At 63.9% G+C, this 25,943-nt stretch carries 23 protein-coding genes; 12 read left to right on the top strand and 11 right to left on the bottom strand.

Features of this window, described 5'->3' with window-relative positions:
* Positions 1–14: 14 nt before the first annotated feature.
* The 4 genes from XH79_RS37390 to XH79_RS37375 are packed head-to-tail and all read left to right on the top strand — an operon-like array spanning position 15 to position 3,491.
* A complete protein-coding gene (locus tag XH79_RS37390; protein ID WP_212342559.1) occupies positions 15–860 on the top strand; it encodes an ABC transporter ATP-binding protein in 846 nt (281 codons plus the stop codon).
* Complete coding sequence (locus XH79_RS37385) at positions 857–1,642, top strand: ABC transporter permease (RefSeq protein ID WP_271584935.1); 786 nt, start codon at positions 857–859, stop codon at positions 1,640–1,642. The genes XH79_RS37390 and XH79_RS37385 overlap by 4 nt, the downstream gene beginning before the upstream one ends.
* Positions 1,639–2,406, top strand: a complete 768-nt coding sequence (locus tag XH79_RS37380) for an ABC transporter permease (RefSeq protein WP_271584934.1) — start codon at positions 1,639–1,641, stop codon at positions 2,404–2,406. Before XH79_RS37385 ends, XH79_RS37380 begins: the two co-directional genes overlap by 4 nt.
* 38 nt (positions 2,407–2,444) lie before the next feature.
* Positions 2,445–3,491 carry a peptidase M29 gene (locus XH79_RS37375; protein WP_271584933.1) on the top strand — a complete coding sequence of 349 codons (1,047 nt, stop codon included), beginning with the start codon at positions 2,445–2,447 and terminating at the stop codon, positions 3,489–3,491.
* On the opposite strand, the gene XH79_RS37370 is transcribed toward XH79_RS37375, so the two are convergent.
* From XH79_RS37370 to XH79_RS37350, 5 genes are read right to left on the bottom strand one after another with little or no spacing between them, the layout of a single operon-like run.
* Complete coding sequence (locus XH79_RS37370; protein ID WP_271584932.1) at positions 3,488–4,480, bottom strand: 3-hydroxybutyryl-CoA dehydrogenase; 993 nt, start codon at positions 4,478–4,480, stop codon at positions 3,488–3,490. The genes XH79_RS37375 and XH79_RS37370 overlap by 4 nt on opposite strands.
* A 3-nt stretch (positions 4,481–4,483) precedes the next feature.
* Entirely contained in the window at positions 4,484–5,572 is a 1,089-nt protein-coding gene (locus tag XH79_RS37365) for an NAD/NADP-dependent octopine/nopaline dehydrogenase family protein (protein ID WP_271584931.1), read from the bottom strand.
* Entirely contained in the window at positions 5,569–7,104 is a 1,536-nt protein-coding gene (locus XH79_RS37360; RefSeq protein ID WP_271584930.1) for a class I adenylate-forming enzyme family protein, read from the bottom strand. The genes XH79_RS37365 and XH79_RS37360 overlap by 4 nt, the downstream gene beginning before the upstream one ends.
* Before the next feature lie 2 nt (positions 7,105–7,106).
* Positions 7,107–8,396, bottom strand: a complete 1,290-nt coding sequence (locus XH79_RS37355) for an acyl-CoA dehydrogenase family protein (protein ID WP_271584929.1) — start codon at positions 8,394–8,396, stop codon at positions 7,107–7,109.
* 12 nt (positions 8,397–8,408) lie between these two features.
* Positions 8,409–9,206 (bottom strand): alpha/beta fold hydrolase, encoded by a 798-nt coding sequence (locus tag XH79_RS37350; RefSeq protein WP_271584928.1) that lies wholly within the window; start codon positions 9,204–9,206, stop codon positions 8,409–8,411.
* Between the two features lie 214 nt (positions 9,207–9,420).
* Here XH79_RS37350 and XH79_RS37345 point away from each other — a divergent pair, with 214 nt between their 5' ends.
* The 4 genes from XH79_RS37345 to XH79_RS37330 all read left to right on the top strand — a co-directional run bounded on the left by XH79_RS37345 (position 9,421) and on the right by XH79_RS37330 (position 14,818).
* Positions 9,421–10,182 carry an SDR family NAD(P)-dependent oxidoreductase gene (locus XH79_RS37345; protein ID WP_271584927.1) on the top strand — a complete coding sequence of 254 codons (762 nt, stop codon included), beginning with the start codon at positions 9,421–9,423 and terminating at the stop codon, positions 10,180–10,182.
* Positions 10,183–10,221: 39 nt separating this feature from the next.
* Positions 10,222–11,058, top strand: a complete 837-nt coding sequence (locus XH79_RS37340) for an enoyl-CoA hydratase family protein (RefSeq protein ID WP_212342578.1) — start codon at positions 10,222–10,224, stop codon at positions 11,056–11,058.
* 102 nt (positions 11,059–11,160) lie between these two features.
* A complete protein-coding gene (locus tag XH79_RS37335) occupies positions 11,161–13,512 on the top strand; it encodes a bifunctional salicylyl-CoA 5-hydroxylase/oxidoreductase (protein ID WP_271584926.1) in 2,352 nt (783 codons plus the stop codon).
* Between the two features lie 55 nt (positions 13,513–13,567).
* Positions 13,568–14,818 (top strand): flavin-dependent oxidoreductase, encoded by a 1,251-nt coding sequence (locus XH79_RS37330; protein WP_271584925.1) that lies wholly within the window; start codon positions 13,568–13,570, stop codon positions 14,816–14,818.
* A gap of 9 nt (positions 14,819–14,827) precedes the next feature.
* On the opposite strand, the gene XH79_RS37325 is transcribed toward XH79_RS37330, so the two are convergent.
* Positions 14,828–15,286, bottom strand: a complete 459-nt coding sequence (locus XH79_RS37325; RefSeq protein WP_130364354.1) for a cupin domain-containing protein — start codon at positions 15,284–15,286, stop codon at positions 14,828–14,830.
* A gap of 30 nt (positions 15,287–15,316) precedes the next feature.
* Entirely contained in the window at positions 15,317–16,492 is a 1,176-nt protein-coding gene (locus XH79_RS37320) for an ABC transporter substrate-binding protein (protein ID WP_271584924.1), read from the bottom strand.
* 278 nt (positions 16,493–16,770) lie between these two features.
* Here XH79_RS37320 and XH79_RS37315 point away from each other — a divergent pair, with 278 nt between their 5' ends.
* The 3 genes from XH79_RS37315 to XH79_RS37305 all read left to right on the top strand — a co-directional run bounded on the left by XH79_RS37315 (position 16,771) and on the right by XH79_RS37305 (position 19,581).
* Positions 16,771–17,262 (top strand): MarR family winged helix-turn-helix transcriptional regulator, encoded by a 492-nt coding sequence (locus XH79_RS37315; protein WP_035971233.1) that lies wholly within the window; start codon positions 16,771–16,773, stop codon positions 17,260–17,262.
* 147 nt (positions 17,263–17,409) lie between these two features.
* On the top strand, positions 17,410–19,101 hold the full coding sequence (locus XH79_RS37310; protein ID WP_271584923.1) for a benzoate-CoA ligase family protein: 1,692 nt from the start codon (positions 17,410–17,412) through the stop codon (positions 19,099–19,101).
* A gap of 21 nt (positions 19,102–19,122) precedes the next feature.
* Positions 19,123–19,581 (top strand): RidA family protein, encoded by a 459-nt coding sequence (locus tag XH79_RS37305; protein WP_433996650.1) that lies wholly within the window; start codon positions 19,123–19,125, stop codon positions 19,579–19,581.
* Positions 19,582–19,621: 40 nt separating this feature from the next.
* Here XH79_RS37305 and XH79_RS37300 read toward each other — a convergent pair whose 3' ends face one another.
* Positions 19,622–20,350 carry a CBS domain-containing protein gene (locus XH79_RS37300; protein WP_271584922.1) on the bottom strand — a complete coding sequence of 243 codons (729 nt, stop codon included), beginning with the start codon at positions 20,348–20,350 and terminating at the stop codon, positions 19,622–19,624.
* A 210-nt stretch (positions 20,351–20,560) separates the two neighbouring features.
* On the opposite strand from XH79_RS37300, the gene XH79_RS37295 reads away from it, so the two are divergent.
* Positions 20,561–22,399 (top strand): PHA/PHB synthase family protein, encoded by a 1,839-nt coding sequence (locus tag XH79_RS37295; protein ID WP_271584921.1) that lies wholly within the window; start codon positions 20,561–20,563, stop codon positions 22,397–22,399.
* Here XH79_RS37295 and XH79_RS37290 read toward each other — a convergent pair.
* From XH79_RS37290 to XH79_RS37280, 3 genes are read right to left on the bottom strand one after another with little or no spacing between them, the layout of a single operon-like run.
* The gene (locus XH79_RS37290) at positions 22,396–23,364 is read right to left on the bottom strand and encodes a CHAD domain-containing protein (RefSeq protein ID WP_271584920.1); all 969 of its coding nucleotides are present in this window, start codon (positions 23,362–23,364) and stop codon (positions 22,396–22,398) included. The genes XH79_RS37295 and XH79_RS37290 overlap by 4 nt on opposite strands.
* Before the next feature lie 11 nt (positions 23,365–23,375).
* Positions 23,376–24,911 carry a bifunctional aminoglycoside phosphotransferase/ATP-binding protein gene (locus XH79_RS37285; RefSeq protein WP_271584919.1) on the bottom strand — a complete coding sequence of 512 codons (1,536 nt, stop codon included), beginning with the start codon at positions 24,909–24,911 and terminating at the stop codon, positions 23,376–23,378.
* A 24-nt stretch (positions 24,912–24,935) separates the two neighbouring features.
* Positions 24,936–25,919, bottom strand: a complete 984-nt coding sequence (locus XH79_RS37280) for a zinc-dependent alcohol dehydrogenase family protein (RefSeq protein WP_271584918.1) — start codon at positions 25,917–25,919, stop codon at positions 24,936–24,938.
* Positions 25,920–25,943 lie beyond the last annotated feature (24 nt).

The raw sequence follows: 25,943 nt of genomic DNA, 5'->3' as shown, positions 1-25,943 counted from the left end.
GAAGTGAGAGTAGGATGAAGGTAGTGCCTTCGAGATCGAGCGAATGGGTGGGACCGGTGACGTCACAAAAGCCGGCTTCTGCGATCATAGAGATCGATCGCGTCTCGCAGGTTTTTCAGACCTCGGCGCGCAAGGACCATTTGGCACTTTCGGACATCTCGCTGACGATCGACGAAGGGGCCTTCGTCTCCATTCTCGGGCCGTCCGGCTGCGGCAAGTCGACACTGCTCTACATCGTCGGGGGCTTTGTCACCCCAACCAGCGGCGCGGCGAAGATTAAGGGGCAGGCGATCACGGGACCCGGCCCTGATCGCGGACCCGTTTTCCAGGAGTTCGCGCTGTTTCCCTGGAAGACGGTGTTGGGCAATGTGATGTACGGGCCGCGCCAGCAGGGTGTGCGGACGAGCGAGGCCGAGGCGCAGAGCCGATCGCTGATCGAGATGGTCGGCCTCAAGGGCTATGAGAATTTCTATCCCAAGGAGCTCTCGGGCGGCATGAAGCAGCGCGTGGCGCTCGCCCGGACGCTTGCCTACCATCCCGAAGTCCTGTTGATGGACGAACCGTTTGGAGCGCTCGACGCTCATACCAGGACGCGCTTGCAGAACGATCTCCTGAACATCTGGGAGCGTGATCGCAAGACGGTGTTGTTCGTCACCCACTCGGTCGACGAAGCTGTCTTTCTCTCGGACAAGGTGGTGATGATGTCGAGATCGCCCGGGCGCATCCGGCAAGTCATCGACATCGATCTGCCGCGGCCACGTCGCCGTAACGAATTGCTCCTCGATCCGCGTTACCAGAAATACGTCGTGGACATCGAACGCATGTTCGACGAAAGCGACGAGGGCGGGGCACCCTCATGATGTCGCCGGCTGCCGTGCTCAAGCGTGCCGCCCCGGTGCTTGCCTGCGTCGGGTTATTGGCCATATGGCAGGCCGCTGCGCTGGTGCTGAAGAACGACAGCTTTCCAACGGCGATCGAGGCGATCCGCGCGATCCCGGATATCCTTGGCGACAAGGAATCCCTCGTCAATATCCTGGCCTCGCTTCGTCGCATGGCGTTGGGGTTCGGTGTAGCCGTGCTTTTTTCGATTCCACTTGGCCTGTTGATGGGGCGCAGCCGGGCCGTCGCAGCCTTCTTCAATCCGCTTTTAATGGTGATCTATCCGGTCCCGAAGGCAGCGTTGATGCCCATCATCATGTTGTGGCTGGGCGTCGGCGATATCACAAAGACGCTGGTGATCTTCCTCGGCGTCAGCCTGCCCGTGATCTATCACAGCTTCGAGGGCGCCAAGGCGGTGGAAGAGAAGATGCTGTGGTCGGGCGCCGCGATGGGACTCTCACCCCTGCAACGCCTGGTCCGGATCGTGCTGCCTGCCGCGCTGCCGGAAATCCTGACCGGATGCCGCACGGGATTGGTGCTGGCGCTGATCACCATGATCACCAGCGAGATGATCGCCCGCCAGTCCGGCGCAGGCAACATCCTGTTCAATGCGCTCGACATGGGGCAATACGACACAGTCTTTGCGATGATCATCATCGTGGGAGCAATGGGCATCTGCCTCGATGCGATCTTCGAGCGGATTCGCGCCAGGCTGGTGCGCTGGTCCGAGCCTCAGTTCGACATGCCGCTGAGCTTCTCATGATGTCGCGCCTCGTCTCAGCAAACCTCCTCCTTGGCCTCGCGCCGATCGCGTTGGTGATCGCCGTTTGGCAGGGCCTCGTCTCGTTCGGCTTTGCACCCGCGACCTTGCTGCCGCCCCCGGGCTACGTCTTTGGCCGCCTCCTGCAGCAGTTCGTGACATGGACGTTTCAGCAGGAGGTCGCGGCGACCCTGATCCGGCTGTTTGCCGGCTTTGCGATCGCGGTCGTGCTCGGCGTCGGCTTCGGCATTGCGGCGGCCGCTAGTCCCACAATCAACGCTGTCGTTCGGCCGATCGTGCGCGTGCTGGCGCCGTTGCCCAAGGTCGCGCTCTATCCGGCGCTGTTGCTGCTGCTCGGGTTCGGTCACGGATCGAAGATCACGTTGGTCGCAGCAGACGCACTTTTTCCCATCTTGCTGTCTACCTATTACGGCGCATCGACGGTTGAGCAGAAGCTGATCTGGTCGGCTATGGCGGCGGGAACGCCGCGCTACGAGATCCTGTTCAAGGTGGTATTACCGGCGGCGATGCCCTCAATCCTGACCGGCTGCCGGATCGGCCTTGTCATTTCCTGCATCGTGGTGTTTCTGGCCGAGATGATCACGTCGACGGACGGGCTGGGCCATGCTCTCGTCACGGCAGCCCGGACGTTCCAGGCCGTCGACATGTTCGTGCCGTTGATCACGATCTCGCTGCTGGGGTTGATCCTGAACGCCCTGTTGGGCGCCGTGCGATCGTACCTCTTGCGGGGCTTCCCCGAAGCGTGATCTGACTGACCAAGAAACCACGATACCGGGAGTGAACCATGCTGGCCGATCGCATCGAGGCAAAGTGGATCGACGCATTCTGCGAGATTTTTGAGCGATGCGCCGTCAAGGCCGGGGATACCGCGGCGATCCTCTCGGAAACCCAATCGCGCGCGTTGAATGTTCATCTGGCAGAGCTCGCGCTGCTGCGCATGGGCGCACGACCGTTCCACGTGGTGATGCCGACGCCGCGCAACCGGAACATCGTTCCGGTTCGCTCGACCGGGGCGAGCGAGGCGATCCAAAAGCTTGGACCGGTCATCACCGCACTTCAACAGGCCGGCTTTGTGGTGGATTGCACCATCGAGGGCTTGATGCACGCGGTGGAAACGCCTGAAATCCTGAAAGCTGGCGCACGAATTCTGGTGATCTCCAATGAGCATCCCGAGGCGCTGGAACGGATGGTGCCGGATCCGGCATTGGAGAAGCGCGTCCGCGCCGCAGCCAAGATGCTACGAGGAACCAAGCGCATGCGGGTGACCTCGAAGGCTGGCACGGCGCTCGACGTCGATATGGTTGGTGCTTCAACCGTCGGCGTGTGGGGCTGGACCGATAAGCCCGGCACGCTGGCGCATTGGCCCGGCGGTATCGTCGTCAGCTTTCCCAAGAGCGGAACGATCAACGGCACGCTGGTGATGGCACCCGGTGACATCAATCTGACCTTCAAGCGTTACTTGGCCTCGCCGGTGAAGATGACGTTGAAGGACGATTATGTCGTCGAACTGGAAGGCGAGGGTACAGATGCCGCTATGATGCGCGCCTATCTCGCCGCCTGGGGCGACCGCGAGGCCTACGCCGTGTCGCATGTCGGCTTCGGCATGAATCCGGGCGCGCGTTACGAGGCGCTGTCCATGTACGATCAGCGCGACACCAATGGCACGGAGATCCGCGCCGTCTCCGGCAATTTCCTCTTCTCGACCGGAGCGAACGAGTTCGCCGGCCGCTACACGGCAGGGCATTTCGATCTACCGATGATGGGGACGACCATCGAGCTCGATGGCGTCGCGGTGGTCCGGGAGGGCGTCCTGCAGGATGTCTTCGGCTAGCCGCGGTCGATCACGGGCGGGCGAGCCAGGTCGAAGTGCCGAAGCAGGTCCACCATGGCCTGCAGCCGCTTGACGCGATAGGCATCGACGTCCATGTCTGAATAATCGAGAAAGCCGGCCCCCGTGCGGAGACCGATCCGGCCTTCGTGCATGTTCTTCGAAATCACCTCGGGCGCGCGATAGCGGTCGCTGCCGAGCGCGCCCTCGAGATAGCGGCTGGCGTAGTACAAAATGTCGCCGCCGCCCCAGTCGATGAATTCGAGCAGCCCGAGCACGGCGTAGCGGAAGCCGAAGCCGTAGCGGATCGCCTTGTCGATCTCCTCGGCGCTGGCGACGCCTTCCTCCACCATGCGTGCGGCCTCGTTCATTGCCAACGCCTGGATGCGCGGGACGATGAAGCCGGGCGTCGCCGCGCAGACCACTGGCACCTTGCCAATGCCTTCGAGCAGCGCCTTGACCTCGTCGACGATGGCGGGATCGGTGGCTTTGCCCGGCGAAACCTCGACCAGCGGAATCAGATAGGCCGGGTTGAGCCAGTGCACATTGAGAAAGCGACGAGGGTTCACGATCGCGTCGGAGAGGTCGTCGACGAGAATGGTTGATGTCGTCGATGCGATGATCGTGTCCGGCTTGACTTGCCTTGAGGCTGTCCCCAGCACCTCTCGCTTGAGTTCAACGACTTCTGGAACACCTTCGAAGACCATTCCGGCTTCGGTCAATGCTGCGCCGCTCTGGCTGGCCGGGACCACCGACACACGAGCGATGAGGGGATCGACATCTGCCTCGGTAAGCAGCCCCAAGCTTGATAGGCTGGAAAAAGTCTTCCTGACTTCCCCGAGCGCGTCCGCCTCCAGCTTGTCGAAATCCTGCGGTGAGCGAGCCTTGACGTCGACCATCGTGACCGTATGCCCGGCATAGGCGAACGCGACGGCTATGCCGCGCCCCATGCGGCCGGCCCCGAGACAGGTGATGTTGGCGCGACGGGTCATCGATCAGAATCCATTGCGAAGAAGTGTCTGCAATTCGGCCTTGCTGAGGTTGCCAAGGCCAAGCGTATCGAGCGTTCGGCCGCCTTGTGCGAAGTCCTCGCCGCAGATCGCGCCACCGATCGCCAGGAAAGCGTTGGCCAGCGGCGTGGCCACGCCCGCCAGGCCGGCGACGGAGACCAGCAGCGCTAGCCCAAGCCGCAGATCCTCACGCATGTAGCGATGCTCGGTCAGCACGATGCGTTCGCGCCAATCGCCGGAATCGGTCAGGCGGTCATGCGAGCCGCGGCCGTACATCCAGATCTCGCCTTCTTTCGCGTAGTGATGGGCGAGCGGGAAATGCGGCGCGTCGTAGCCGAGCGCCTCGCGTACCGCGATCCGCTCCGCGTCGAGTGCGTCGGTCACCCGGCGGATCGCGGCTTGTGTTCCTTCCTTGTGGATGTCCCATCGCTCGAAATGCTCGATCGGGCCGGCGTTCATCACGATCAGTGGTGGATGGATGATCGGGCCCGCATTCATCAGCGCGCCGGATAGCGCGTCGCCGCACGGCTCGATTGCACCAGGGAAGGCCCGTCCGATCACCTCGAGCGCATGCGGCGCCTGGTCCAGCGGGAACACCCCGACCGGCAGCCGCTTTGCGCGGATGGTGATCGCGACTTCGAACGGCCCATGCTTGCGGGTGAGCCAGGGCAGCGTGCCGGTCTCGGCAAAGCTCACCTGAGCGTGGTTGCCGACATCCCGTGCGGCCTGTGCGAAGATCATCGAGCCGAATGTCGCCGGCGGCAGGAATACGACCTGACCGTCCCGCAGATGCGGTGCGAGGAGCTGGGCAATGTCCAGCTGAGCGAAAGCCGGGGCAGGGCACAGGATCAGTTCGGCGCCGCTTGCCGCCTCGGCAATATCGGTCGTAACCAGCGCCAGCTTGACGTCGTGCCGGCCGTGATGATCCTTCACCACGATGCGCGAGCCAGCGTCACGATGTGCCGCCACCTGGTCTGCGTCGCGGCGCCAGAGCCGGACCTCGTGCCCAGACAGGGCAAAATCGCCTGCGGCCGCGAAAGAGCCGTTTCCCCCACCCAGGACCGCAATCTTCAAGATGCTTCTCCTTGCGCGCGCGAGCGCGCATCAAGCTGTTTCAGCAGGAAATGCTGGACCTTGCCCAGCGCCGTACGTGGCAGGTCGGTGACGAAGACGATGTCACGCGGCACCTTATAACGCGCGAGCTGCGTCTGAAGATGCACTCTCAGTTCGTCCGCTTCGAGCCGGCAGCCTGACCGCCGGATGACATAGGCGATCGGCACCTCGTCCCAGCGCGGGTCGGGCCGGCCGATCACGGCGCATTCGCTGACATCGGGGTGTTCGAGCAGCACACGTTCGACCTCGGCCGGATAGACGTTCTCGCCGCCGGATATGATCATGTTCTTCTTGCGGTCGCGGACCCAGAAATAGCCGTCGGTGTCGCACAGGCCGATATCGCCGGTGCGATACCAGCCGTCGTGCAGCGCATCGCGTGTGGCATCCGCATTGCCCCAATATTCGAAAAACACATTCGGGCCGCGCACCGCGATTTCCCCCGGCGTGCCGGCCGGCACTTCAGCGCCGGCTTGGTCGATCACCTTCGCCTCGCAGTACAGGCCGGCAAGTCCCGTCGATCCCGCACGCGAAAGGTCGCCGCCAAGCCGCGTGTAGACTGCGATGGGGCAGGTTTCCGTCGAGCCGTACACCTGAAGCACCGGGACGCCGCGCGCGACGAAGCGCTCGATCAGGTGGGGCGGCACGATGGTCGAACCGGTGGCGACGGCCTTGAGTGATGAGAGATCGGTCGCGGCCCATGCTGGATGCTCGCTCACAGCTTGGATGATCGCGGGTACCATGACCGTCAGGGTTGGACGTTCCTGTTCAATGGCAGCTAGTGCCGTGTCGGGCGTGAAGCGCGCATGTATCGTGACCGTCGCGCCGAGCTGAAGTGCCGGCGTGGTCTGGATGTTGAGACCGCCGACGTGGAAGAACGGCAGCACCGTCAGCACATGATCGTCGGAGGTCATGTTGTGCATGTGCTGGCTCATCACGCCGTTCCAGAACAACGCTTCCTGGCGCAGCACGGCGCCTTTCGGCCGGCCGGTCGTTCCCGACGTGTAGACGATCAGGAGCGGGCAGGAGAGGTCGGTGTGCGGGTTGCGGCCGTTGCCTTGGCCACGGGTCAGCAGGCTTTCGAATGTCGTGCCGCGAGGCGGCGTGAAATCGAAGCCGATGACGGCGGTGCCCGGCGCAGTCTGCGCAAGCTCCGGGAGAACTCCCTCGAAGGCCTGCTCGAGCACCAGCACCTTGGCGCCGGCATCGGTGAGAATGAAGAGCTGCTCGGCGACCGCCAGCCGCCAGTTCAATGGCACCAGCATAGCGCCGAGCCGCGCACAGGCATAAAGCAGAACCAGATAGTCCGGCCGGTTCAGGCTGAGGATCGCAACGCGATCGCCGCGACCGACGCCGAGCTCCTGCTTCAAGGCCGTGGCCGTTCGCTCGATGCGTGCGGCGAATGCCGCGTAGCTCAGCCGTTCGCCTTCGAAGGCAATCGCTGACTTGTCTGGCGCGAACGCCGCGTTGCGGTCGATCAGACTACAGAGGTCCACCGTCAGTCGTCCGTCTCGCCGGCTTCGTACAGCGCCTCGCGCCCGATCCGGTCGAGACAGAGCTCGGCCGTCCAGGGCAGCATCAAGGAGCCGCACCGGCTATCGCGGTAGATGCGCTCCAGCGGCAACGACCGGAGCATGGCCTGGCCGCCGCAGGTGCGGATCGCAAGCGCCGCGAGCTCATTGGCACCTTCCATCACCGAATATTGTGCGGCGTAGGCGCGCAGAACCTGCTCCTTGCTCGGACTGGCGCGGGCTTCGGTGACCGCCTGGAACCAGATCGACTTGATCTGCTCGAGCTTGATCTGCATCTGCGCGACCGCGATCTGCTTGGTCGGATACATCCGTCGCTTGACCGGCGGCATCCCGGGCACTTCGCCACGCAGATAGCGCACCGTGAAGTCATAGGCTGCCTGCGCGAGGCCCATATAGGTCGGCGACAGCGTCAGGAACATGTGCGGCCAGCGCATCGCAGCCTGAAAGTAGACCCCGCGCGGCATCAGCGCCGAATCCTCCGGGACGAACACATCCTTGAACAGCAGTGTCCGCGAGACCGTTCCACGCATGCCGAGCGGATCCCAATCGCCGACAACGGAGACGCCATCCGATTTCGCGGGGATCGCGAGGTAAAGGGTGTTGCGGCGCGAGGCCTTCTCGCCTTCCTCGATCTCGGTGCACAGCACGCCGTAATAGTCGGCGTGGCCGGAGAGCGACGCAAAGATCTTCTTGCCGTTGACGATCCAGCCACCCTCCACCGGCCTTGCTTCCGTGCCGAAGGCAACGCCGCCCGCAGCCGCCGCGCCGCCCTCGGAGAAGGGCTGTGAATAGATCGCGCCATCCTCGACGATGCGCTTGTAATGGACTGCGCGTCGCCGCTCGTGCTCGGCGCGGGTTTCGGTATCCATGTCGAGATCGTCGGCGAGTGGCCCCGACCACAGGGTCGAGCACACATGCATGTTCCAGGTCAGCGCCGTCGCGCCGCAATACCGGCCGATCTCGGCGGCCGCGAGTGCATAAGTCTGGTAGTTCGCGCCAAGCCCGCCATGCTTTTTGGGGACGGCGATGCCGAGCAGACCGGTCCGGTGCAGATCGCGATAATTCTCCGTCGGAAAGATCGCCTCGCGATCGTAGGTCGCCGCGCGGCCGGCGAACACGCTCTGGCCGATTTCACGGGCGCGCGTGATGATGCCGGCTTGCTCGTCACTCAGGCGGAATGCGACAGGGTCGAAGATCGGCGCATCCAGCGTGACCTTGTCGCTCGCGCCGATAGTCTTGCTGACTTGCATGGTCATTGCCTAGTCACCTTACGATTTGGTCGCGACGGAATGCAGGAATCGGCCGAGTGCCTCATCGAAAGCGTCGGGCCGCTCAAGGTTGGCTAGGTGGCCGACGCCGGCGAGTTCGATATATTCGGCAGAAGGGATGTAGGTCGCCGTCTTCGCCATCATTGGCGCTGGCGCATTGTTGTCCTTGGAGCCGGACAGCAGCAGCGTCGGCACGGAAATGTCCTTGAGCGTGCTGCGCTGATCAAAGCCGATCAGGGCCAGCATCATGGCGCGATAGCTTGCCTCCGGCACGCTCGCCATGCACTCGCGCGCAAGCTCAATTCCGCCGGGATCCGGATCATCGCCGATAAGCTCTTTCACAAGCGAGGGCGCCAGCGACCTCATCGTCTCGCCGCGGTCGAGCGGCCCGAGCCGTGCGGCGATGAACGATTTCTGCCAGTCGCCGTCGGCCTTGCCGAAAGCCGGGCTGGTCTGCGCCAGGACGACTGCACGCGCCAGTTTCGGCGCTTGCACCAGCCATTTCTGGACGATCATGCCGCCGATGGAATGGCCGACCAGAATAGGCTTGGTCGCACCAAGCTGCTCGATGAACTGCTGGAGCGCATCCGCCAGGGCAGCGATACTGACGCTGGCGAGCGGTTCGGACCCGCCATAACCCGGCATGTCCCATGCTATCGCGCGAAAGTGGCTGCCGAATGTGGCAAGCTGGTGCCGCCAGGCGCGCGCCGCGCCGCCGATGCCGTGCAGAAAGATCAGGGGTATCGCATCGGAAGCGCCCGCAGCTTCATAGGCGAAGCGTCCGTCCTTTGTTATCATTGGCGCAGGCTGCGACACGCGACATCCTTTTGCTTGGCCCCGTGATGCTAACAGGCCTGTGGGGGATGGAAAGAGATAATTTTATACTTAAAGCAATTCCCGGGCCGGTCTCTGATGCGCAGCTGGCGCGGTGCCGGTCGGCGCTTTCGTTGCAAAAATTTGAAGTTTAAAATATATCCGAACGAGCGATCAGAATATCCCGAGGAGTCAGCGCATGTCCGCATTGCCACAATCGCCACACGCGCTGGTGACCGGTGGCGGCCGCGGCATCGGCCGTGCGATCGCAGCCGCTCTCGTCGGGGCCGGCGCAACCGTCACGGTGCTCGGCCGGAACGCCGCAACTCTCGAAGAGGCGATCAAAGCGGGAGCCGCGCATTTTTCAGCCGTCGCTGACGTCTCGGACGAGGTGGCGCTGAACGCTGCCGTCGCGGAAGCGGCTGCGCGCCAGCCGATCGATATCCTGGTCGCCAACGCGGGCAGCGCCGAATCCGCACCGTTCGTGAAATCGGACAGCGCCCTTTTCTCGCGCATGATGGACGTCAACTTCATGGGCGTGGTCCATGCTATCCGCGCAGTGGTGCCGGAGATGAAGGATCGGCCCTATGGACGCATCGTGGCAGTTGCCTCGACGGCCGGACTCAAGGGGTATGCTTATGTCAGCGCGTACACTGCGGCCAAGCACGCCGTGGTCGGTCTCGTGCGATCGCTCGCCCTCGAAATGGCCGGCAGCAATGTGACGGTGAATGCCGTGTGTCCGGGGTTCACCGACACGGATCTCGTCGCCGGCAGCATCGAAAATATCATGAAGAAGACGGGCCGGAGTCGGGAGCAGGCGATTGCGGACCTCGCCAAGCACAATCCGCAAGGGCGGCTGATCACACCGCAGGAGGTGGCGGACGCCGTGCTCTGGTTGTGCGGCGAGGGCGCCGGTGCGATCACCGGGCAGGCGATCGCGGTTGCCGGTGGTGAGATCTAGCGTGACGTGGGTTCAGAACAGGACGGCCAAGGAGATCATATGAGCAGACCAGCCAATCCCGTGACCGTACCGCTCGCGGATTACTCGCCGCAGCACTTCCTGCTGGCCGTTGTCGACGGTGTTGCCACGGTGACACTCAACCGTCCCGAGCGGAAGAATCCGCTGACGTTCGAGAGCTATCGGGAACTGACGGATTTTTTCCGCGCCTGCGCCTTCGACGACGCGGTTAAGTCCATCATTGTGACTGGCGCCGGCGGCAATTTCTCGTCCGGCGGTGATGTGTTCGAGATCATCGGCCCGCTGGTGAAGATGGACACCAAAGGGCTGACGGCCTTCACGCGGATGACCGGTGATCTCGTCAAGGCGATGCGAGCCTGTCCGCAGCCGATCGTGGCTGCGGTCGAAGGCATCTGCGCCGGTGCCGGCGCGATCATCGCCATGGCCTCCGATATGAGGCTTGCGGCCAGCGGTGCCAAGGTCGCATTCCTGTTCAACAAGGTTGGCCTTGCCGGCTGCGACATGGGGGCCTGTGCCATCCTGCCGCGGATCATCGGGCAGTCCCGCGCCTCCGAGTTGCTCTATACGGGCCGGTTCATGACCGCGGAGGAGGGCGAGCGCTGGGGCTTCTTCAGCCGCATCGTCACGCCGGAGCAGGTGCTGCCGCAGGCGCAAATCCTGGCCAAGCAGGTCGCGGAAGGGCCGACCTTCGCCAACACCATGACCAAGCGGATGCTGGCGATGGAATGGGCGATGTCGGTGGAGGAGGCGATCGAGGCGGAAGCCGTTGCCCAAGCGCTGTGCATGACCACGGCGGACTTCGAGCGGGCTTTCGAGGCCTTCGCCAACAAGGTCAAGCCGGTCTTCAGGGGCGACTGAGCCGCCAGCTATTATCCGCAGCCAAGCCAGCGACGGGGACTTGCGTGAAATTATTTTAGGCTTAAAATAGTTTTCATGGCCGGGTGAATTGGCGAGGCTCCCATGAAAGTCGCGATCATCGGTGGCGGACCTGCGGGTCTCTACGCTGCGATCCTGCTGAAGAAGCAGCGGCCAAGCGCCGACATCACGGTGTATGAGCGCAATCGGCCCGACGACACCTTCGGTTTTGGCGTGGTGTTCTCGGATGCGACGCTCGACAATTTCGAGAAGCACGATCTTCCGAGCTATCGCCGCATCACCCAGGAGTTCGCCTATTGGGACGATATCGCCGTGCATTTCCGCGGCACCGTCCATCGGGTCGGCGGCAACGGCTTTTGCGGTTGCTCACGGCAGAAGCTGCTGCTGATCCTCCAGGAGCGCGCGCGCGAGCTTGGCGTCGTGCTGCTGTTCGAGGTGGACATCGACGATGAAGCCCGTTTCGCCGATGCCGATCTCGTCGTGCTCGCCGATGGCATCAACAGCCGCTTCCGCGAGAAATACGTCGAGCATTTCCAGCCGGAGGTCGATGTCCGCGCCAACAAGTTCGCCTGGATGGGCTCGACCAGGCCGCTTGATGCCTTCACCTTCATCTTCCAGGAGACCGAGTGGGGGCCGTTCATCGCCCACGCCTATCAGTACGAGGCTGGGCACTCGACCTGGATCTTTGAGACCGATCCGCAGACCTTCGAGCGGGCGGGGCTGACCGGGCTGAACGAGCAAGAGTCCGCCGCGCGGATGGCAGACATCTTCGGCTGGTTCCTCGACGGCCATAAGCTGCTCACGAACCGCTCGATGTGGCGCAATTTCCCGATGATCCGCAGCAAGCGCTGGGTCAAGGACAACATGGTCCTGCTCGGCGACGCCAAGGCGAGTGCGCATTTCTCGATCGGCTCGGGCACCAAGCTCGCAATGGAGGACGCGATTGCGCTCGCCGAGGCGATGCAGAACGCTCCCAGTATCAAGGCGGCGCTGGAAGTTTACGAGCATGGCCGCCGTGAGGAGGTCGAAAAGACGCAGCACGCCGCCGACGTCTCGCTGGTCTGGTTCGAGCACGTCGATCGCTTCTGGGATTTCGACCCCGTGCAGTTCGCCTTTGGCGTGATGACGCGCTCGAAGGCGATCACCTACGACAATCTCAAACTTCGTGCGCCCGATTTTGTAGCCGAGGTCGAAAAATCCTTCGCAAAGCAGGTTCGCAGCAGCGGCTTTGACGTCGATACCAGCAAGCCGACGGTGCCGCTGTTCCAGCCGTTCCGCTTGCGCGAGATGGAGATCGCCAATCGCGCCGTGATGTCGCCGATGTGCATGTATTCGGCGAAGGAGGGCGTGCCGACAGATTTCCACCTCGTGCATTACGGCTCGCGCGCGATCGGCGGCGCCGGGTTGATCTTCACCGAGATGACATGTGTCAGTCGCGATGCCCGGATCACGCCCGGCTGCGCCGGCTTGTGGAACGACGAGCAGGAGACGGCGTGGCGCCGGATCGTGGATTTTGTTCACGGTAATTCGGCTGCAAAGATCTGCCTGCAACTCGGGCATGCCGGCCGTAAAGGTGCGACCAGGCTGATGTGGGACGGAATGGACCGTCCGCTGGCGGAGGGCGGCTGGGACGTGGTCTCGGCATCGCCGCTACCTTATTTCCCGGATAGCCAGGTCCCGCGCGAGCTTGATCGCGCCGGCATGAACGCGGTGAGGGACTCTTTCGTTGCAGCGGCCGAGCGCGGCGAACGCTGCGGCTTCGACATGTTGGAGCTGCATAGCGCGCACGGATATCTGCTCGCGAGCTTCATCTCGCCGCTGACGAACTCCCGGACGGACGAGTACGGCGGCTCGCTCGAAAATCGCCTCCGTTTCCCGCTCGAGATCTTCGAGGCATTGCGCGCGGTGTGGCCGTCGCACAAGCCGATGTCGGTGCGCATTTCCGCGACCGACTGGGCTGATGGCGGCATCATTGGTGACGACGCGGTAGCCATCGCCCGCGCGTTCGCTGAGGCCGGTGTCGATCTCGTCGACGTCTCGACCGGGCAGACCGTGCGCGATGCGCAGCCGGTCTATGGGCGCATGTTCCAGACGCCGTTCTCGGACCAGGTCCGCAACGAGGCGCGCGTCGCCACCATGTGCGTCGGCAACATCACGACGGCAGATCAAGCCAACACCATCCTGGCGGCCGGCCGGGCGGATCTCGTCGCGCTCGGGCGCCCGCATCTGGTCGATCCTTTCTTCACCATGAAGGCGGCGGCCTGGTACGGCGCGGACGACGCCTTCTGCCCGCCGCAATACCTTCCCGGAAAGGATCAGATTTTCCGGAACAGCGTGCGTGACCGGCAGGATCTCGAGGAGCTTAGAATTAAGGCTAAGCCCAAGACCCGGGCCGAGCTGAAGGCGGAGGCGACAAAGCCGCTTGCGGCGGAGTGACCGCCCATGCGACGTTAACCCCATTGCCTGGCGTATTTCGAGTGGAGTAAGGGCGATGAAGGCGATTATCGTCGGTGGCGGTATCGGTGGGCTCACCACGGCATTGATGTTCCGCTCGCGCGGCATTGATTGCGAGGTCTTCGAACAGGCCGAGACCATCCGCGAGCTCGGTGTCGGCATCAACACGCTGCCGCATGCGATGCGCGAGCTCGCAGGCCTCGGTCTGCTGCAGAAGCTCGACGACGTCGCGATCCGCACCGACCAGCTCTACTATCTCAACCGCCACGGCCAGGAGGTGTGGCGCGAAGCCCGCGGCATCGACGCAGGCCACGACGTGCCGCAATTCTCGATCCATCGCGGTCGCCTTCAGGGCGTCATCCATCGTGCCGTCGAGGAGCGGCTCGGCGAGGACGCGATCCACACCGGATGTCGGCTCGGCGCCTTCACGCAGGACGAGGGTGGCGTCACCGCCTATTTCTTCGATCGCGCCGGCGCGCACATCCATACTGCGCGTGGCGATATCCTGATCGGCGCCGACGGCATCCATTCACGCGTCCGAGAGACATTGTTCCCGAACGAGGGGCCGCCGTGCTGGAACGGCCTGATGCTGTGGCGCGGTGCGCGCGATTGGCCGCTGTTCCTCACCGGCAAGTCGATGATCGTGGCCGGCGGCCTCAACGCCAAGGTGGTGATCTATCCGATCGCGGAGGGATCGAGCCCCGCAAGCCGATTGACCAATTGGGCGGTGCTGGTGAAGGTCGGCGAGGGCAATGCGCCGCCGCCGCGCAAGGAGGACTGGTCACGGCCGGGCCGGCGCGAGGAGCTGATGCCGCATGTGGCGCGCTTCTCGGTGCCCTATATCGACGTCAAGAGCCTGATCTCGGCCACGCCCGAATTCTACGAGTACCCGACCTGCGACCGCGATCCCTTGCCATACTGGTCGTCCGGACGCGTCACGCTGCTCGGCGACGCCGCACATCCCATGTACCCGGTCGGCTCCAACGGCGCCTCGCAGGCGATCCTCGATGCGCGCTGCCTCGCGGATGCGCTCGTGCGCGCCGAGCATCCGCGCCAAGCCCTGGTCGAATACGAGAAGAAGCGCCTGCCGATGACCGCGGATATCGTCCGCTCAAACCGCCGCGGCGGCCCCGAGGGCGTCATCGATGCCGTCGAGCAGCTCGCGCCCGACGGCTTCGACAATGTCGACAACGTGCTCAGCTATTCCCAGCGCGAGGCGATCGTGCGCGGCTACGCCACCAAGGCAGGCTTCGCCGCAGTGCCAGGACTTGCGGCAGTGCGCGCCTGACGCGTGCTGCTACCCGGCGCCGGGTGGCGGCGGCAGGAAGTGGATGTTGAACTCGGCGGCCATCGCGACCACGTCCTCCGGCTTCTGCTCCTTCATGTTGTGAAGGCCCCAGAACAGGTCGAACAGCTTGCGGCTGGGCGAGACCCAGAACAGCACCTTTGCGGTCTGCTCCGATTTGTTGAAGATGCCGTGCGGCACGCCCATGCCGAGACGGATCAGGTCGCCGGCGGTCGCCTGCGCCTCCGAATTGCCGAGCACGAAGTCGAGCTTGCCCTCCAGCATGTAGAGATACTCATCCTGGTCGGGATGAATGTGCGGCGGCACGAACGTGCCCGGCGGCAGCGTCGCGTGCCAGGAGAAGCTGTTCTCGGCGTAGCTCTTGGGCACATAGGTCTGGCCGAGGATGTTCCAGGAGATGCCCTGGATCCCTTCGTTGGCCCGCGTGATGCCGGTGATTTCGCTCTTCATTGCAGTCCTCCCGTAACGCGACGCGCGGCCTCAGTTGGCCGCCTTGCAATCTTTGGCATAGCGGTCGCCGTAATTCTCAAAGACCTTCTGGACGATCTCGGTCTGGAACTTGCCGTCCGGACGCTTGGCGACCTTGGTCAGGTAGAAATCCTGGATCGGATAGCCGTTGGCGTTGAACTTGAAAGCGCCGCGCAGTGAGGTGAAATCCGCCTTCTTCAGCGCGGCTCCGACGGCCTCCTTGTTCGAGAGGTCGCCCTTCACGTTCCTGATGGCGCTGTCGATCAGCATCGCGGCGTCATAGGCCTGGAAGGCGTAGGTGCCGGGCACGATGTTATAGGCGGCCTCATAGGCCGCGACGAACTTCTTGTTCTGGGGATTGTCGAGATTGGGTGCCCAGTTCGCGCCGCCGAACATACCCACCGCGGCGTCCTGCTGTGCTGGCAGCGTCGACTCGTCGACCGTGAACGCCGAGAGCACCGGAATGGTGTCGGCGAGGCCCGCCTGGCGGAACTGCTTGACGAGGTTGACGCCGAGGCCGCCCGGCATGAACGTGAACAGCGCATCGGGCTTCTGCGAGGAGATCTTGGACAGCTCCGGCTGGAAGTCCAGCGTGTTCAGCGGCATGTAGGATTCTTCGACGATCTCGCCCTTGTAGTCGAGCTTGAAGCCGGCGACCGAGTCCTTGCCGGCCTGATAGTTCGGTACCATCAGGTACATGCGCTTGTAGCCGCGATCCTGCGCGACCTTGCCGAGGATCTCGTGCACCTGGTCATTCTGATACGACGTCACATAGAAGTATGGGTTGCAGTCCTTGCCGGCAAAGGTCGACGGCCCGGCATTGGGGCTGATCAGGAAGGTCTTCGATTCCGTGACGGGCCGGTGGATGGCCTGGAGGATGTTGGAAAAGATCGGGCCGACCACGAAATCGACCTTGTCGCGCTCGAGCAGGCCCTTGACCTTGGTCACCGCCGCGTCCGGCTTGAGCTCGTCGTCGACCACCACGACCTCGACATCGCGGCCGCCCATCTTGCTGCCGAGGTCCTTCACCGCGAGTGCAAAGCCGTCGCGAACCTGCTGGCCAAGCGCGGCGGCGGGCCCCGACAGGGTCACGATCACACCGAGCTTGATCTTCTCCTGGGCGAGGGCGGGGCTCATTGCGGTGCCGAGCAGCAAGGCGGCTGCGGTCAAGGTCAATTGCATTTTCATTTCTTGTCCCTCGTGACATCAGGGCCTGCGCAGCAAGCCGCGTACTCCAATCCAAGCTTATGCCGATGATGGCTGCCGCGGCAAGCAAGGCTCAAGACGTCGCCATCCCGCGGCACAGCGAGCATGCAAGCGGCGCGCCAATTATTTGAAGCCTAAAGAAATCGACGTGCGGTCGATTGCTGCAGCTTTGGACTTGCGGCCGGCCTCAATTTATTTGAAGCTCAAAACGTTGGGGAATCCGTGCCGGCGCCAATGCCTGCCGTCAATGACTGCATCAGATGCTTGATTCCGAGACCAAGGCCGTCGAGACGCCGGAGGACCATGCCGAAGAGCTTCGGCTATGGCTGCGCTTGCTGACCTGCACCACCCTGATCGAGGGCGAGGTCCGCGGCCGGCTGCGGCAGCGCTTCGACGTCACGCTGCCTCGGTTCGACCTGATGGCGCAGCTCGACAAGGCGCCCGACGGCATGACGCTGTCCGACGTCTCCAAGCGCATGATGGTCTCCAACGGCAACGTCACCGGTCTCGTCGAACGTCTGGTGGAATCGGGCCATCTCGACCGCCGTACCTCGGAGACCGACCGCCGCGTCCAGGTGATCCGCCTGACAAAGCTCGGCCGCGCCGAGTTTCGCAGGATGGCCGCGGAACACGAGACCTGGATCGCCGATCTCTTCGCCGACCTGACGCCGAAGGACGTGCGCGAGCTGATGCGCCTCCTCGCCAAGACCAAGGCGTCGGCGCAGAAATCGGCCGCGCGCCGCCGGCCTTAAGGCCACCGTCGGCCGGTCTGCCAATCCACTTTGCCGCAGCAAAATGCACGGGATGCCCAAAATCCGCTATTGCGCCAAATTGTTTTAAGCCTAAAATGTTTCCCAGATAGTGCTGCCGGGTGCTTTCCATGCGCAAAGGAGCGTGCGATGGCCAACGCCGCCAAGGTTCAAGCGTCGGGCTCGTATGACGGCAACGCCGCGACGGCCCATGTCGATACATTCGCGCGGCAGCATCTGCCGCCGCGCGAGCTCTGGCCCGAATTCATCTTCACGCGGCCGGAGCTGCACTATCCACCGCGGTTGAACTGCGTCAGCTATTTTGTCGATCGCTGGGTGGAGCAGGGCCACGGCGATGCGCCTTGCGTCATCAGTCCCGCCGTGAGCTATACCTATCGCGAGCTGCAGGCGCTCGTGAACCGCATCGCCAATGTGCTGGTCGGCAAGCTCGGTCTCGTCACCGGCGGGCGCGTGCTGCTGCGTTCGGCCAACAATCCGATGATGGTCGCAACCTATCTCGCCGTGATCAAGGCCGGCGGAATTTGCGTGGCGACGATGCCGCTGCTGCGCGCCAAGGAGCTGTCCTATCCGATCCAGAAGGCGGAAATCACGCTGGCGCTCTGCGACGGAAAGCTCGCCGACGAGATGGAGAAGGCGAAGCAAGCTGCGCCTGGTCTCAAGCGGGTCGTCTATTGGGGCAACGGCGCGCCCGACTCGCTCGAGGCGCTGATCGCCGATGCCAGCCCCGAGTTCACGGCCGTCGATACCGCGTCCGACGACATCTGCCTGATCGCCTTCACGTCGGGCACGACCGGCGATCCCAAGGGTACCATGCACTTCCATCGCGACATGCTGGCCGTCTGCGATGGATACGCGCGCAACATCCTGCGCGCCGACCAGAACGATCGCTTCGTCGGCTCGGCGCCGCTCGCCTTCACCTTCGGCTTCGGCGGCGTGTTGTTTCCGATGCATATCGGCGCTTCCTTCGTGGTGCTGGAGAAGACGACGCCGGACGACATCCTGACGGCGATCGAGCAGTACAAGACAACGGTCTGCTTCACCGCGCCGACCGCGTACCGGGCGATGATCGGCAAGCTCGCGGGCCGCGACATTTCCTCGCTTCGTAAGTGCGTCTCGGCCGGTGAGACACTGCCAAAGCCGACATTCGACGCCTGGCTCAAGGCCACAGGCATCAAGCTGATGGACGGTATCGGCTCGACCGAGCTGCTGCACATCTTCATCAGCGCGACCGAGGACGAGATCCGCCCGGGCGCCACGGGCAAGCCGGTGCCGGGCTATGAGGCGAAGATCGTCGACGATGCAGGCAACGACGTGCCGCCTGGGACGATGGGGCGACTCGCGGTGCGCGGGCCGACCGGCTGCCGCTACCTCGCCGATGAGCGGCAGCGCAAATATGTCCAGAACGGCTGGAACATCACCGGCGACACCTATCTGATGGATAGCGACGGCTATTTCTGGTACCAGTCACGCTCCGACGACATGATCGTGTCGGCGGGCTATAATATCGCAGGCACCGACGTCGAGGCGGCGCTGCTGACGCACCCTTCTGTTGTCGAGTGCGGCGTGGTTGGTGCGCCGGACGAGGCACGTGGGATGATCGTGAAGGCCTATGTCATCGCCGCACCCGGCGTGACGCCGGACGCTCAGCTCGCAGCCGAATTGCAGGAGCATGTCAAACGCGAGATCGCGCCGTACAAATATCCGCGCGCCATCGAGTTCGTGACGCAACTCCCGAAGACCGAAACCGGTAAGTTGAAACGTTTTGCCCTGCGGCAACTCGCGCAGGCCGCGGCGACGTCCTCGGGCGTCGCGGCAGAATGAGAGAAGGATAGAGAATTGTCCGTGACGACGCCGAAAGGCCCGCAGCTTGCGGTGCTGCCGACCGCCGACGAGAATGGTGCACGTTTGGCGGCGCAGATCCTCCAGCCGTCCGGTTGGCCGGTGCCGAAAGGCTATGCCAACGGCATGGCTGCCGAAGGGCGGATCGTCGTCACCGGTGGCGTGATCGGCTGGGATGCCGACGAACGGCTCGCCGACGGATTCGTCGCGCAGGTCCACCAGACCCTGAGCAACATCGCCGCAATCCTGAACGAGGCCGGCGCACGCCCCGAACACCTCGTGCGCCTGACCTGGTATGTCGTCGATATGGACGAGTACCTGGCGAACCTGAAGGAACTCGGCAAGGTCTACCGCAGCGTCTTCGGTGCGCATTATCCGGCGATGGCGCTGGTCCAGGTCGTGCGGCTGGTCGAGAAGGCGGCTCGCGTCGAGATCGAGGCGACTGCCGTCATTCCCCGCTGAGACGCGCCAACTCCTCAGTTCGCCCTGGCAGCTTGTCTTGTCAGCTCGCTTTGGCGAGATCGTCGTCTTCAGGCGAGTTCAGATAGACGCCGGACATCGTGTCGACCCAGCACAGATGGTCGTGCACCTTCTTCACGCCTTCGACATTCTCCGCCGCGACGACCGCGGCCTGCCGCGCGCGTTCCTCGGTGATGACGCCGCTGAGATGGACGATGCCGTCGCGGACGATGACGTTGAGCCCGAACGGACACCAGTCGTTCTTTTCCATGGTGTCGATGATGCGGCTGCGAATGTGATCGTCGTCGGCCGTCGGGTCCGGCACTTCGCGGGCCAGCCCTGCGACTGCCTGCAGCAGATTGGCGCGGGACACGATCCCGACGACCATGTTGCCGCGCACCACCGGCAGGCGCTTCACGTTGTTCCGCTCCATGAGATCGACGATCTCGGCAAGTGCCGTATCTTCGGTGATGGTCACGGGCGAGGGGGTCATCACCTCGGAAACCTTTCGGCCGTGTTCCTGGACGAAGTCACTGGCCGATGTTCCCGGACCCAGGATGAACCGCAACCAGCGACCCCGCTTGCGCCCGGTGCCGATTTCGCTGCGGCGGATGAAATCGCCTTCCGAGACGACGCCGACCAGCCGGCCGGCCTCGTCGACCACCGTCAGGCCGCTGACATGCCGCTTCAGCATGATGTTCGCCGCCTCCACGATGCTGGTGTTGGGGGTGACCGAGATGACCGACCGGGTCATGATCTGATGGGCGCGCATGGAAAAACTCCGCTGGCATGTCGAATTTCACTGCGCAAAACCTAGCCCGACCGTCGGGCTGCGGTTTGACCCAGGTCAAGCGGACAAAGCCGTTTTGTCCTGATTGAGCAATCGTGATCCCTGCCGGGATTTGATGCAGCTCAACGCGCGGCGGAAGCGTCGCAATATCCTGCTGCAAGCGTAGAACGGAAGCCGCAGGAACAATCAGTTATGAGCGTCGTGAAGATCTTTCCACGGGCCGAAGCGCCGCTGCAAGCTCCTTCCGTCGAGCCGGTTGCCGAGATCTCTGTCGCGATTCCCGAAAGGGTCGCAGGGACGCCGGCTGCCTGCGATTGCCCGCCCGCGTCAGATTCGTATCCACTCGACCGCGCGTTTCATGCCATGCTGGCGCGGTTCACGGGCGGGATTTCGCCCGTCGCCTTGTCGCTCGCCTGGCTCGATTGGGCCGCGCATCTTGCGGCGGCGCCACAGCACCAGATCGAGCTTTCCCGCAACATTCTTCGCGATACCGGCCGCTTCCTGCAAGCTGCCGCGCACGCGGCGTCGCAAGAGCCGTGGTCCGTCATTCGGCCGCAGGGGCGGGATCGCCGCTTCAAAGATCGACAATGGGAAGCCGCGCCGTTCAATCTGCTCGCGCAGGGGTTCCTGCTCACGGAGCGCTGGTGGCACGATGCCACGACCGGCATACGCGGCGTGTCCCAGGCAAATGAAGCCATCGTCGAGTTCTCGATGCGCCAGATGCTCGACATGCTGGCGCCCTCGAACTTCGCGGCCACCAATCCGCAGGTTCTGGAAAAGGCGTTCCAGAGCGGCGGAGAGAATTTTGTGTTCGGCTGGCAAAACTGGTGCAGCGACCTGATGCGTCTGCTCTCCGTCTCGAAGCCGGCTGGCGACGATCAATTTGTCGTCGGCAAAACGGTGGCCGCCTCGCCCGGCAAGGTCGTCTACCGCAACGCCCTGATCGAGCTGATCCAGTACCATCCGACGACCGCGCAGGTGCGGCCGGAGCCGATCCTGATCGTGCCGGCCTGGATCATGAAGTACTACATCCTCGATCTGTCGCCACAGAATTCCCTGGTCAAATATCTGACCGGTCAAGGTTTCACCGTCTTCGCGATCTCCTGGCGCAATCCGGATGAGAACGACCGGGATGTGGCCTTCGACGACTATCGCAAGCTGGGCGTGATGGCCGCATTGGACATGATCAGTCAGATCGTGCCCGGCCGGAAGGTTCACGCGCTCGGCTACTGTCTGGGAGGCACTTTGCTGTCGATTGCCGCTGCGGCCATGGGACGCGGCGGCGATAGCCGTCTCGGCACCATCACGTTCCTCGCCGCGCAGACCGATTTCAGGGAGGCCGGCGAATTGACGCTCTTCATCAACGAGAGCCAGGTTGCCTTCCTCGAAGACATGATGTGGCAGCGCGGCTATCTCGACACGACACAGATGGCCGGAGCGTTCCAGCTGCTGCGCTCCAACGAGCTGATCTGGTCGCGGCTGTCGCGTGACTATCTGATGGGCGACGGCTCGCCGCCGAGCGACCTGATGGCGTGGAACGCCGACGCCACGCGGCTGCCCTATCGCATGCACTCGGAGTATCTGCGCAAGCTGTTCCTGCACAACGATCTGGCCGAAGGTCGCTATCGCGTCGAATGCAAGAGCGTCTCGCTGTCCGACATTCACACGCCGATGTTCGTGGTCGGCACGCTCGCCGACCATGTCGCGCCTTGGCGATCGGTCTACAAGATCCATTACCAGGTCGACGCCGACGTGACGTTCGTGTTGACCAGCGGCGGTCATAACGCCGGCATCGTCGCGCCTCCTGACGAGGCCTGGCACAGCTACCAGGTCAAGACCAAGGCCGCGGATGCGCCTTATGTCGGTCCGGAGGAGTGGGTGAAGCTGGCGCCGCATGTCGAGGGCTCGTGGTGGCCGGAATGGGCGCAATGGCTGGCGGCGCGCTCAGGCGCGCCTTGCGACCCACCGTCGATCGGGGGCGGAGACATTGACGGACTGCCCGACGCGCCGGGCGACTACGTTCACACCTAATCGTCAGGCGTGGAATTCGGCGCAAGATCTGACGAGCGGAACGGCTTGGCCTTGTCCAGTTTCCGGTACGCTTTCGAGGCACTCCGCAACAGCTTCTTTTCCCGTTTGCGGTCGAGGAAGCGAATGCCGGCCTCGGGGCCGGCGCCGTTCAACGAGGCGGCCAGCGCCTGACCGCGCGCATCGTCGTTCAATTGTCCCAGGGATTTTTGCGCCTTCTTCAGTTGCTTGAGGATCGACTTCTGCTTCGTCAAGGATTCGTCGGCGAACAGGTCCGCGAGCGACTCGACCGAATAGGTCATCCGCTTGTTGAGAAGCCGAAGCTTGTGACGCCTCTCGACGTCGAGCTTGCGCAGCTTCCGGGCCTTCCTGAGCAGCGTCTCTTCCCATTCGGTCAGGCGGGCCGTCGCGTGGTCGGCCAGCGGGCACCGGCGCAACCTGACCGCCTCCTTGCTGCGCCGGGTCGACCAGGGGCCGCTCTCGATCCAGGTCGAGGTCTGCTCGACCAGGCGCCGAAAGCGCGCGGACTGCAGGGCGCGCGCGAGCAAGCGGTGGCTCTCGGCGCGTTTCTCGTCCCAGTGCTGGAGCTCGGCAATCACGTCAAGCTCGCCACCGCTCTCGGCGATCACCCGGTCGATCGCTACGTCGAGGTCGCGCACCATGCCTAGCTGGCTATTCAGCCATTTCAGCTCGGCCCAGACGTTTGGCCGCAGGCCGTCGTCGACCATGGGCGAGAAGAAGCGGATGGCGGTGCGCAGATGCGTCAGCGCGATCCGGATCTGATGCAGTGCCTCCGGGTCGCCAAGGCATGTGCCGTCGTGCTGAGCTAGCACGGCATCGAGATGGCGGCGGGCGATGATGCGGAATGCGGTGTCGCAGGCCATGCCGGGGCTGAGGCGGCCGGGCAGGACATTTCGTCGCGTCGTCGGCTTGGCGGGCGCCGTCGAGCTCTTGGTGGGTCGCGACATCCTTGCCCGCGTCAATCAGATTGCCTTGCTTGCCTTGCGATCGCGTCCCGGCAGCTCTGGAGCGTCTGCTCCCGTGTGCCGGATGCATCGATGGTCGCCCACCCGATGTGACCGATATTATAGTGCTCTTGCTGCGCGGCAACCTCCTGCGTGGCATCGGAGGCATCGCCATGGCGGCCGCCGATGCGGGCCTGACGGGTCGCAAGGTCGGCGACGAGGAATAGTCCGCTCAACGGCACATTGCGTTCGCTGGCCAGAGCGGCCAGTTCGTCCCGTTCAGACTCGCGTGCAAAGACCGCATCGATGATGACGGAATGGCCTTGCGCCAGCGCCCGTCCGGCACGCTGCGCCAGCAGCTCGTAGACGCGCGCGGTGACCTCAGGCCGGTACGTGGACGGCGGCAGTCGGTCGGTGTGTCCCACCTGAAACAGCTGCTTGCGGATGACGTCGCTGCGCAGCACGACGGCTCCCGGCTGCGGCGCGACGTAGGGCGCCAGGGCGCGGGCAAGGACGGATTTGCCGGTGCCTGATAGTCCGCCGACTGCTATCAGGCGCGGGGCGGGGGGAGCGATCAGAGCCCGGGCGAGATCGAAATAACGACGTGCTTCGCCGAGAATTCCGCTCAGGTCGGCATCGGGCCGCGTCAGCCGCGCCAATGCCACCTGCGCACGAATTGCCGCGCGAATGGACATGAACAGGGGCAGGGCGGACAGCGCATCGAGAGTTTCGACGGGCGACGTGGTCAGATACTGGTTCAGCACGATGTTGGCTGCCGCGGCCTGGTCATGGCTTAGCAGGTCCATCAGGGCGAATGCGAGATCGTAGAGCACGTCGACGGTTGCCATCTGCGCATCGAACTCGATGGCATCGAACAGGACGGGCTGTTCGCCGATCAAGACGATGTTCGCAAGATGCAGGTCGCCATGGCAACGGCGCACGAAGCCCTGCCGGCCGCGCTCCTCGAGCAACGGCTGCAGGCGCAGGAACATCGCGTGCGAGGCCTCGCCGAGCTGCTCGATCTTCTCGGCTTCGAGATGGTTGCCCTTCCGCAGGCCATTGCTGTTTGCATCGATGAGGCCCGGGATGGAGGCAACCCATGCCTTGCCGTTGGCGCTGGGCGCCGCCGCATGCGAAGCCGCGATGGCGTCGGCGGTTGCCGAGGCGAGGCTCGCATCGAGCGGACCGGCCTTCGCCAGATGATCCAGCGTCCGGCTTTCATCGAAGCGGGACATGTCGACCGCATACTCGACCGGCCGGCCACTGCCGTCGACCTTCAGCGATCCGTCCGCCTCCTCGGTGATCGCCACGACGCGATGATAGATCTGCGGCGCCAGTGGCCGGTTGATCCTGATCTCCTCCTCGCAGGCCGCCTTGCGTTTCTCGAGCGTCGAATAGTCGAGGAATGGAAACCGGACGGCTCGCTTGATCTTCAGCGCCCGCGGTCCGTCGAGAAAGACCGAAGCGGCATGGGTATCGATCCGCGTCACGTCGGGATGGGTGCAGAGCGCCGCGAAGATCCGTTCCTGGGCAGCCGTTTCGTCTGTCATCGAAGCTGGTGTTCCAAGATGCGCTCAGGGCTTGAGCACGGCGGCGCCGAGAACTTGTCCATTCCGCAGCTTGTCCAGGACCTCATTGGCCTGATCGAGTGGGAACGCGGTCGTTTCGGTGCGCACGCCGGCTTGCGGGGCGATGCTCAGAAAATCGAGACCGTCCTGTCGGGTGAGATTGGCAACAGAGATCAATTGCCGTTCCTGCCAGAGTAGATCATATGGGAAGCTCGGAATGTCGCTCATATGGATGCCGGCGCAAACGACGCGGCCGCCTTTGCGAACGGCGCGCAAAGCGGCCGGCACGAGTTCGCCGGCAGGCGCGTAGATGATGGCGGCGTCGAGCGGCGCGTCCGGCACCTCGTCCGAAGCGCCGGCCCAGACGGCGCCGAGCCGGCGGGCGAGGTCCTGTGCGGCCACATCTCCGCGCCGCGTAAACGCATGGACCGATCGCCCCTGCCAGACGGCGACTTGCGCGACGATGTGGCCGGCGGCACCGAAGCCGTAGATGCCGAGCCGCTCGGCCTTGCCGGCCAGGACAAGCGAACGCCAGCCGATCAGGCCAGCACACAGCAGAGGGGCGAGAGCTACGTCGTCGCCGGCCTCGTCGAGCGGAAAGGCGTAGCGCGCGTCGGCGATCACGTGCGTTGCATAGCCGCCGTCCCTTGTATAGCCGGTGAAGAGCGGGCGGTCGCAGAGGTTTTCCATTCCCTCCCGGCAAAACTGGCAATTTCCGCAGGTGAAGGCGAGCCAGGGAATGCCGACCCGGTCGCCCAGCGCATGCGTTGTGACATTGGGGCCGATGAGATCGACGCGGCCGACGATTTCATGGCCGGGCACGATGGGATAGCGGATGTCGGGCAGTTCGGCATCGACGACATGAAGATCGGTCCGGCAGACGCCGCAAGCGCTGACCCTGACCCGGATCTGGCCTTCGCCCGGGATTGGATCGGGGCGCTCCTCCATCCGGAGCCGCGTTCGCGGGGCCGCCAACACCATCGCACGCATCAGTCTCTCCGGGGCAGACCGCTC

Origin of the sequence: Bradyrhizobium sp. CCBAU 45389 (genome assembly GCF_028128625.1) — a bacterium.
GTDB lineage: Bacteria > Pseudomonadota > Alphaproteobacteria > Rhizobiales > Xanthobacteraceae > Bradyrhizobium > Bradyrhizobium liaoningense_B.
This window is presented reverse-complemented; position numbering and strand designations above follow the sequence as displayed.